The sequence below is a fragment of the Hansschlegelia beijingensis genome, assembly GCF_045505405.1.
GTDB lineage: Bacteria > Pseudomonadota > Alphaproteobacteria > Rhizobiales > Methylopilaceae > Methylopila > Methylopila beijingensis_A.
This window is the reverse complement of the sequence record NZ_JBJKEX010000163.1, coordinates 1-6,525: the sequence shown is the minus strand read 5'-3', so window position 1 is coordinate 6,525 and position 6,525 is coordinate 1. Positions and strand designations below refer to the sequence as shown.

At 69.3% G+C, this 6,525-nt stretch carries 5 protein-coding genes; all 5 read left to right on the top strand.

Features of this window, described 5'->3' with window-relative positions; all coding sequences use genetic code 11:
• The first annotated feature begins 366 nt into the window (after positions 1-366).
• The 5 genes from tkt to ACIKT0_RS11055 are packed head-to-tail and all read left to right on the top strand — an operon-like array spanning position 367 to position 6,221.
• Positions 367-2,358, top strand: coding sequence for a transketolase (tkt, locus tag ACIKT0_RS11075; RefSeq protein WP_407105401.1), 1,992 nt, complete (start codon positions 367-369; stop codon positions 2,356-2,358).
• A 54-nt stretch (positions 2,359-2,412) separates the two neighbouring features.
• A complete protein-coding gene (gap, locus tag ACIKT0_RS11070; protein WP_407105400.1) occupies positions 2,413-3,423 on the top strand; it encodes a type I glyceraldehyde-3-phosphate dehydrogenase in 1,011 nt (336 codons plus the stop codon).
• A gap of 10 nt (positions 3,424-3,433) precedes the next feature.
• Positions 3,434-4,003: a putative glycolipid-binding domain-containing protein gene (locus tag ACIKT0_RS11065; RefSeq protein WP_407105398.1), complete on the top strand. Its 570-nt coding sequence runs from the start codon at positions 3,434-3,436 to the stop codon at positions 4,001-4,003.
• Positions 4,003-5,202 carry a phosphoglycerate kinase gene (locus ACIKT0_RS11060; protein WP_407105397.1) on the top strand — a complete coding sequence of 400 codons (1,200 nt, stop codon included), beginning with the start codon at positions 4,003-4,005 and terminating at the stop codon, positions 5,200-5,202. Before ACIKT0_RS11065 ends, ACIKT0_RS11060 begins: the two co-directional genes overlap by 1 nt.
• Positions 5,203-5,255: 53 nt before the next feature.
• Positions 5,256-6,221, top strand: a complete 966-nt coding sequence (locus ACIKT0_RS11055) for a class I fructose-bisphosphate aldolase (protein WP_407105396.1) — start codon at positions 5,256-5,258, stop codon at positions 6,219-6,221.
• Positions 6,222-6,525: the final 304 nt, after the last annotated feature.

Genomic DNA, 6,525 nt, shown 5'->3' with positions numbered 1-6,525 from the left:
CGGGCCGCATCGGCGGCGTCGAGCGCCCGCCCCACGGCGGCCTCCGCCGCCTCCAGAGCCTGGTCGAGGCGCCGCAGCGCCACGTCGAGATCGCTCACCCAATCCCCCCGGGCCAAGTCGCGGACCATGCCGCGCGGCGAAACCGACGGCTCCGCAACGCCTTGCGGGTGCGACTTTAGGAGCCGCCTTGAAAAGCCGTCAATCCGCGACCGGCCTCGTCCACGGGAGTTTCGGCAAAACCGCAGGGCAGCCCCTGTATTGACATGCCCTAGGTCCACTTTAAACGTCCGCGCGACGGCTCCGGCCCCTCGCAGGCGCGGACGCAGGCGGGAGCGGCCCCGCATATCCAGGATCGGACTTCTCGCAATGACTGATGCGACCACGACCCGGCGGATGGCGAACGCGATCCGCGCGCTCGCCATGGACGCGGTCGAGAAGGCGAATTCGGGCCATCCCGGCATGCCGATGGGCATGGCCGACGTGGCGACCGTGCTGTGGACCAAGGTCCTGAAATACGACGCGACCGATCCGCACTGGATCGACCGCGACCGCTTCATTCTGTCGGCCGGCCACGGCTCGATGCTGCTCTACGCGCTCCTTCACCTGACGGGTTCGAAGGAGATGACGATCGATGAGCTGAAGCGCTTCCGGCAGGTCGGCTCGAAGACGCCCGGCCATCCGGAGCGCGGTCACACCGAGAGCGTCGAGACCACGACGGGCCCGCTCGGGGCCGGCATCTCGAACGCCGTCGGCCTCGCGCTCGCCGAGCGCATCCTGGCCGCCGAATACCCGACGCTGATCGACCACCGCACCTTCGCGCTGTGCTCGGACGGCGACCTGATGGAAGGCATCAGCCAGGAGGCGATCGCGATCGCCGGGCACTATCGGCTGAACAAGCTGGTCTTCCTGTGGGACGACAACTCCATCTCGATCGACGGCGACACCTCGCTGTCGGATTCGGTCGACCAGATCGCCCGCTTCAAGGCCTGCGGCTGGAACGCCGTGCGGGTCGACGGCCATGACGCCGACGCGATCGAAGCCGCCCTCCGGGCGACCGAGGGCTCCGACAAGCCGACGCTGATCGCCTGCAAGACCATCATCGGCTTCGGCGCGCCCAAGAAGGCCGGCACCGAGAAGGCGCACGGCTCGCCGCTGGGCGCCGAGGAGATCGAGGGCGCCCGCAAGGCGCTCGGCTGGGATTACCCGCCGTTCGAGATCCCGGACGACCTGCGCGCGCTCTGGCTCGAGGCCGGCCGCCGCGGCGCGGCTGAGCGCGAAGCCTGGGAGAAGCGGCGCGCCGCCGTCGATCCGGCGACGCTCGCCGATCTCGAGCGCCGGATGCGCGCCGACTTGCCGGAGGGCTTCGCGGCCGCGATGGCGGAGCACAAGGCGAAGCTCTACGCCGAGCCGAAGGAGATGGCGACCCGCAAGGCCGGCGAGGCGGCGCTCACCGTGGTCAAGGGCCAGCTGCCCGAGCTGATCTCGGGTTCGGCCGACCTGACGCCGTCCAACAACACGCTCACCAAGAACATGACGGTGATCCGCCCCGGCGAGTATGGCGGCTCGTTCATGCACTGGGGCATCCGCGAGCACGGCATGGCGGGCGCGTCGAACGGCCTCGCGATCCATGGCGGGCTGCTGCCGGTCGACTCCACCTTCCTGGTGTTCTCCGATTACTGCCGGCCGGCGATCCGGCTCGCGGCGCTGATGAAGATCCGCGTCGTGCACGTCTTCACGCACGACTCGATCGGCGTGGGCGAGGACGGCCCGACCCATCAGCCGGTCGAGCATCTGGCGGCGCTGCGCGCGATCCCCAACCTCAACGTGTTCCGCCCCTGCGACGCGATCGAGACGGCGGAGGCCTGGGAGGTCGCGGTCGCGAGCAAGACGCGGCCGAGCATCCTGTCGCTGACCCGCCAGAACCTGCCGCAGCTCCGGCTGAAGGACGCCGGCGAGAACCTCACGGCGAAGGGCGCCTACGAGCTCGCGCCGGCGAACGGCGTCGCCGCCGTCAGCCTGTTTGCGACCGGCTCCGAGGTCAGCCTGGCGATGGAGGCCAGGGAGCGTCTCGAGGCCGAGGGTCTGCCGACCCGCGTGGTCTCGGTGCCCTGCATGGACCTGTTCCTGGACCAGCCCGGCGCCTATCGGGCCGAGGTCATCGGCACCGCCCCGGTGAAGATCGGGATCGAGGCCGCGATCCGGCAGGGCTGGGACGCCATCATCGGCTCCGACGGCGGCTTCGTGGGCATGCACGGCTTCGGCGAAAGCGGGCCGTACAAGGAGGTCTATCGCGTCTTCGGCATCACGACCGACGCGATCGTTTCACTCGCTAAGGAAAAACAGGCGGTCGGCGCCTAGATAAGGGTCGCGGCGGATCAGCCGCGCAGAGGTTCAGGGAAGGACGTTACGAAAATGGCGGTGAAGGTCGCGATCAACGGGTTCGGGCGCATCGGCCGGCTGGTGCTGCGGGCGATCGTCGAGTCCGGGCGCAAGGACATCCAGGTGGTCGCCATCAACGACCTGGGGCCGGTCGAGACCAATGCGCATCTGCTGCGCTACGATTCCGTCCACGGCCGCTTCCCGGCCGAGGTGTCGGTCAACGGCGACGTCATCTCGGTGGCCGGCTACGGCGACATCAAGGCGACCGCCATCCGCAACCCCGCGGAGCTGCCGCACAAGGACCTCGGCGTCGACATCGCGCTCGAATGCACGGGCCTGTTCACCTCCAAGGAGAAGGCCTCGGCCCATCTCCAGGCGGGCGCAAAGCGCGTCCTGGTCTCCGCTCCCGCGGACGGCGCCGATCTGACCGTCGTGTTCGGCGTCAACGAGAACACGCTCTCGAAGGACCACATCGTCGTCTCGAACGCGTCCTGCACCACCAACTGCCTGGCGCCGGTCGCCAAGGTGCTGAACGACGCGATCGGCATCCAGCACGGCTTCATGACGACGATCCACTCCTACACCGGCGACCAGCCGACGCTCGACACCATGCACAAGGACCTCTACCGCGCCCGCGCGGCGGCCCTCAGCATGATCCCGACCTCGACGGGCGCGGCGAAGGCCGTCGGCCTCGTGCTGCCTGAGCTCAAGGGCAAGCTCGACGGCGTCTCGATCCGCGTGCCGACGCCGAACGTGTCGTGCATCGACTTCAAGTTCGTGGCGAAGCGGCAGACCTCCGTGCAGGAGGTGAACGACGCCATCAAGGCGGCCGCCGCCGGCCCGCTCAAGGGCGTGCTCGACATCGTCGAGGCGCCGCTGGTGTCGTCCGACTTCAACCACAACCCGCACTCGTCGAGCTTCGCGCTCGACCAGACGAAGGTGCTCGAGGGCAACTTCGTGCGCGTGCTCAGCTGGTACGACAACGAGTGGGGCTTCTCGTCCCGCATGTCGGACACCGCCGTCGCGATGGCGAAGCTCATCTGAGCGCCACGCGATGCCGGCCTTCCGTGATCTGAAGGCCGTCTCCGCCCGCTGGCGGAGCCTGGACTGCGAGGGTCTCGACCACGTGACCCTCGCGTCCGAGCCGGACCGCATCGTCGCGCGCGGCGTGGCGGTCGGAGCGCGCGGCGGCGTCCCTTACGGCGTATATTACCGGATCGACTGCGATCTCGGCTGGCGCACGCGCGAGCTCGCGCTGGCGACCTCCGACGGACGCGGCCTCCACCTCGTCGCGGACGGCCAGGGCCGCGGGGCGATGGGCACGGGCGAGCCCCTCCCCGCCCTCGAAGGCTGCCTCGACCTCGATCTCTCGGGCACGCCCTTCACCAACACCCTGCCGATCCGCCGCCTCTCATGGCGCGAGGGGGAGCAGCGCGAGCTGAAGATGGCGTTCGTGCCGTTCGACAGCTTCGTGCCCGTCGCGGACGCGCAGATCTACCGCTGCATTGAGCCCGGCCGGCGCTTCCAGTACCAAGCGGCCGACCTGTCCTTCGAGGCCGAGCTCTCCGTCGACGAGGACGGGCTCGTGACCGACTACGCACAACTCTTCGCGCGGGTGCTCTGATGGCTGCCTACAAGACCCTCGATGACGTCAACGTGGCCGGCAAGCGCGTGCTCGTGCGCGTCGATCTCAACGTGCCGATGGACGGCGCCCGGGTGACCGACGACACCCGGCTGCGCGCCGTCGCGCCGACCATCAACGAACTCGCCCAGAAGGGCGCCAAGACCATCCTGCTCGCCCATTTCGGCCGGCCGAAGGGCAAGCGCGACGAGAGCCAGTCGCTGAAGGCCATCCTCCCGGCGCTCGAGCAGACGCTGAAGCAGGACGTGCATTTCGCCGACGACTGCGTCGGCGAGGCCGCGGAGGCCGCCGTCGCGAAGCTCACCCCGGGCGACGTGCTTCTGCTGGAGAACACCCGCTTCCATGCGGGAGAGGAAAAGAACGACCCGGCCTTCGCCGAAGCGCTGGCGCGGCTCGGTGACATCTATGTCGACGACGCCTTCTCGGCCGCACACCGCGCGCACGCCTCCACGGAGGGCGTCGCCCGGCTGCTGCCGGCCTATGCAGGCCGCTCCATGCAGGCCGAGCTCGACGCGCTCGACAAGGCCCTCTCCTCTCCCGAGCGGCCGGTGGTGGCGATCGTCGGCGGCGCCAAGGTCTCGACCAAGCTCGACCTGCTCGGAAATCTTGTGAAGCGGGTCGACGCGCTGGTGATCGGCGGCGGCATGGCCAACACCTTCCTGGCCGCGCAGGGCGCCGAGATCGGCAAGTCGCTGTGCGAGCGCGACCTGCTCGACACCGCCCGCGAGATCATCGCCAAGGCCGGCGAGGCCGGCTGCGAGATCGTGCTGCCGGTCGACGGCCGCGTCGCAAAGGAGTTCCGCGCCCACGCCGAGAATCGCGTCGTGGCGACCGACCATGTCGGCGCCGACGAGATGATCCTCGACATCGGACCGAAGTCGATTGAGCGGGTCGCGCAGGTGCTCGACGGCGCCAAGACCCTGGTCTGGAACGGTCCGTTCGGGGCGTTCGAGATGCAGCCCTTCGACGAGGGCACGGTGGCGGTGGCGAAGAAGGCCGCCGCGCTCACCCGCGAGGGGCGGCTGCTGACGGTCGCGGGAGGCGGCGACACGGTCGCGGCGCTCAACGCGGCCGGCGTGGCGGACGATTTCTCCTATATCTCGACGGCCGGCGGGGCCTTCCTCGAATGGCTCGAGGGCAAGGAACTGCCCGGCGTCGCCGCGCTGACCGCGACAAAGTAGCGGCCCCGCCCTATAATCCGCGCCCAATCAGAAAACGCGCTTCCGAGAGTACGATGAACGTCTCCACCCCGATCACCGCCGAACGCCGCCTCGCGATCACGCCGCGGGTGCGTGAGATCCTGTCCTGGTACGAGAGCGACAATCCGGGGACGAAGGGAAATCTCGTCCGGCTGCTGATGACCGGGCGCCTCGCCGGCACGGGCAAGCTTGTGATCCTGCCCGTCGACCAGGGTTTCGAGCACGGCCCGGCCCGCTCCTTCTCGGTCAATCCCCCGGCCTATGACCCGCACTACCACTTCCAGCTTGCGATCGACGCCGGGCTCAACGCCTACGCCGCGCCGCTCGGCATGCTGGAGGCCGGCGCCGACACCTTCGCGGGCCAGATCCCGACCATCCTGAAGATGAACAGCGCGAACTCGCTGTCGCGCCTCAACGAGGACGCCGACCAGGCCGTCACGGCTTCGGTCGCCGACGCGGTGCGGCTCGGCTGCTCGGCGATCGGCTTCACCATCTATCCCGGCTCCGACCGCGCCTATGCGCAGATGGAGGAGATCCGCCAGCTCGCGGCCGAGGCCAAGTCGGTCGGCCTCGCGGTGGTGATCTGGTCCTATGCGCGCGGCGGCACGCTCGACAAGAAGGGCGAGACCGCGGCCGACGTGATCTCCTATGCGGCCCACATGGCGGCGCTGCTCGGCGCCCACATCATCAAGGTGAAGCCGCCGTCGGACCACATCGCGCTCGACGCCGCCAAGAAGGCCTACAAGGCCGGCGGCATCGAGCTCGGCACGCTGTCGGACCGCATCCGCGACGTGGTGAAGAGCTGCTTCAACGGCCGCCGCATCGTGATCTTCTCTGGCGGCGAGGCGAAGAGCGACGCCAACGCCGTGCTGGACGAGATCCGCGAGATCGCCGCCGGCGGCGCGTTCGGCTCGATCATGGGCCGCAACGCCTTCCAGCGTCCGAAGGAAGAGGCGATCCAGCTCCTCCACCAGATCATGGACATCTACGCCAAGGCGTGACCGGGCGTTTCGCCGCCCCGCCGGTCGGGAGCGGACCCATCAGGCGAGGGCGCGGCGATTGCCGCGCCCTTGTCGTTCGCAAACCGACCCGGTCGACCTCGCCCCGGTTTCGCCACCGGGCTTCGCGACGATCCTTTCTCCTATCCTGAGTCCTCAGCCATGGCCCAAGCGCCCGCCACCCGCCTGATGCTGATCACGCCCGAGCTCGACGAGGTCGAGGCGTTCGAGCCGATGCTGCGCGCCGCGCTCGCCGCGGGCGACGTCGCGGCCGTGGTGATCCACCTCGCGCCGGCCGACGAGCGCT

What these genes read in the sequence shown, in the direction of transcription:
- tkt (WP_407105401.1), top strand. Translation starts at nt 367, where the DNA reads ATGACTGATGCGACCACGACCCGGCGGATGGCGAACGCGATCCGCGCG.
- gap (WP_407105400.1), top strand. Translation starts at nt 2,413, where the DNA reads ATGGCGGTGAAGGTCGCGATCAACGGGTTCGGGCGCATCGGCCGGCTG.
- ACIKT0_RS11065 (WP_407105398.1), top strand. Translation starts at nt 3,434, where the DNA reads ATGCCGGCCTTCCGTGATCTGAAGGCCGTCTCCGCCCGCTGGCGGAGC.
- ACIKT0_RS11060 (WP_407105397.1), top strand. Translation starts at nt 4,003, where the DNA reads ATGGCTGCCTACAAGACCCTCGATGACGTCAACGTGGCCGGCAAGCGC.
- ACIKT0_RS11055 (WP_407105396.1), top strand. Translation starts at nt 5,256, where the DNA reads ATGAACGTCTCCACCCCGATCACCGCCGAACGCCGCCTCGCGATCACG.